General features: G+C 66.3%; 3 protein-coding genes. 1 reads left to right on the top strand and 2 read right to left on the bottom strand.

Going from position 1 to position 1,944, the window contains the following annotated elements; all coding sequences use genetic code 11:
* Positions 1 to 576, bottom strand: a 576-nt coding sequence (locus tag R1101_RS0122365; RefSeq protein WP_026003597.1) for an alpha/beta fold hydrolase, incomplete at its 3' end; no start/stop codon positions are given.
* Between the two features lie 288 nt (positions 577 to 864).
* Positions 865 to 1,347 carry a winged helix-turn-helix transcriptional regulator gene (locus R1101_RS0122360; protein WP_026003596.1) on the bottom strand — a complete coding sequence of 161 codons (483 nt, stop codon included), beginning with the start codon at positions 1,345 to 1,347 and terminating at the stop codon, positions 865 to 867.
* Between the two features lie 90 nt (positions 1,348 to 1,437).
* Here R1101_RS0122360 and R1101_RS0122355 point away from each other — a divergent pair, with 90 nt between their 5' ends.
* A complete protein-coding gene (locus R1101_RS0122355; protein ID WP_016935447.1) occupies positions 1,438 to 1,851 on the top strand; it encodes a PaaI family thioesterase in 414 nt (137 codons plus the stop codon).
* Positions 1,852 to 1,944: the final 93 nt, after the last annotated feature.

Genomic DNA, 1,944 nt, shown 5'->3' with positions numbered 1-1,944 from the left:
GTCCTCGGTGGGCAGCCCGAAGTCGGAAGGGTTCGGCGACGGGCGACCGAGATGGTCGGAGGTCAGCTCGCCCTCATAACTGATCAGGGCGATGAACTTCGCCATGGCCGGTCCGAGGCCGCTGCGCTGATAGGTGTCGTGGATGTCGTCGCGCACCGCTTCGGCCGAGGCGCGATCGGGCAGCAGTTCGAGGATCGGCGGTTCGTGCGCGACCAGCGTGCGCACCTGCTCGGGATGCCGCGAGACGAGTTCGAGCGCGTTCACCGCGCCGCCGCTGCTGGCGAAGACGTCGACGGGGCCGAGATCGAGTTCGACGAGGATCCGGTGCAGGTCGTCGGCGTGCAGGGCGGGTGTGGACTGCATTGACGTGTCGGTGCGCGTGCTGCGACCCGTGCCGCGCGGGTCGTAGGTGATCACCGTCCGGTCGTCGAAGCAGGAGGCGAGGCCTGTGAAGCCGCTCGCGTCCATCGGGGATCCGGCGAGAAGCAGCGGGGTGGTGTCGCCGGGGACGGTGCGGACGTCGTAGACGAGGGTCGCTCCGGGAACGTCGATCCTGCGGGTGGCGAGTTCGGGCATGTCGGCTCCTTCGAGTTCGGTGACCATACCGACCCGCGCCGACCGGAAAATTCATCGCACACACGACCGCGTCCGCACCCGTATCGGATGCGGACGCGGCGTGCGCTGGCTCAGTGGATGCTGTCCGGTGTTGTGGGCAGTCCGCCGAGGGGGAGCGCAAGAGATCCGAAGTGCATATGTGTTCCTCCTGTCGTTCGGGAATCCGGACTGCGTCCGCACCGGGACGCTGACGGAGGAGTACCCGCCGCTGCGCCGTGAAACCCTGCCGGCGGTCGAGAACTCACTTCGTTACGTTTTCGTGCCCTCGGGGAGTTTCTGCGCGGTGGGACCGGGCCGGGTCTGCGACTCGCTCGGCCGCAGCGGACCGTGGCCGTGCGCGCATTGCACGACCGTTTCGACGGGCGCGCCACAGTCGCGGTGCTCGATGAGCAGCGACGGGCCGTCGGGATCGGCGCAGTACTTGTCCCCCCACTGGAGCAGGGCGACGAGGATGGGGTAGAGGTCGCGGCCCTTCTCGGTGAGCCGGTACTCGTTGCGCGTCCGGCGGCCTTCCTCGCGGTAGGGGACGGTGTCGAGGATGCCGGCGTCGACGAGGGTGCGCAGCCTGGCCGACAGCACGGGGTCGGAGATGCCGGTATGCCGACGCATCTGCTCGAAACGTCGCACACCGTTGAACACTTCGCGCAGGACGATCATCGTCCACTTCTCGCCGATGACGTCCATGGTGCGCTGGACCGAGCAGTTGTCGGTGCTGTAGTCGAGCCACTGCATGCCCACATCGTAGCTGACTTAATCCTTGACAGTCAGCCCTTCGGAGTGGCTAACTGTGGATATCAAAGTCAGCGAGAGTGAGGAGATGTCATGACGACCATCGAGGACTACGGGCAGAAGGCGCCGAGCCGCTTCGTCGAGGCGACCGGCTTCGTGGCCGAGGAGGCCACCGGAACGAAGGTCACCGGATACGTCGATCTGGGGCCCGATCATCACACCCCATGGGGAGTCGTGCACGGCGGGCTCTACGCGACCATCGTCGAAAGCGCGGGCAGCATCGGCGCGAGTGCTGCGGTACTCGAGCGCGGACAGTTCGCCGTCGGCGTCAACAATTCGACCGACTTCCTGCGCTCGACCACGGGATGCCGCGCATCGGTCACCGCAGAACCGTTGCAGCAGGGAAGAACTCAGCAGCTCTGGCTGGTGATCATCACCGACACCGCGACCGGCAAGGTCCTCGCTCGCGGCCACCTGCGACTGCAGAACATTCCGCTGCCGGAGTAGGCGTTTGCGCGCATGGGTGCCGGGAATCCGTATCCATGGCAAGCATGGAACCGTTTCTCCCAATCAAGCACACCGGCTCGAACGAGATCGACG

This window comes from Rhodococcus sp. R1101, from assembly GCF_000278445.1.
Lineage (GTDB): Bacteria > Actinomycetota > Actinomycetes > Mycobacteriales > Mycobacteriaceae > Rhodococcus > Rhodococcus gordoniae.
Note: the sequence above shows the minus strand (reverse complement) of the source record. Positions and strands in the feature narration are given on the sequence as shown.

Coding starts and splice junctions, on each gene's coding strand:
- R1101_RS0122360 (WP_026003596.1), bottom strand. CDS start 1,347: ATGCAGTGGCTCGACTACAGCACCGACAACTGCTCGGTCCAGCGCACC.
- R1101_RS0122355 (WP_016935447.1), top strand. CDS start 1,438: ATGACGACCATCGAGGACTACGGGCAGAAGGCGCCGAGCCGCTTCGTC.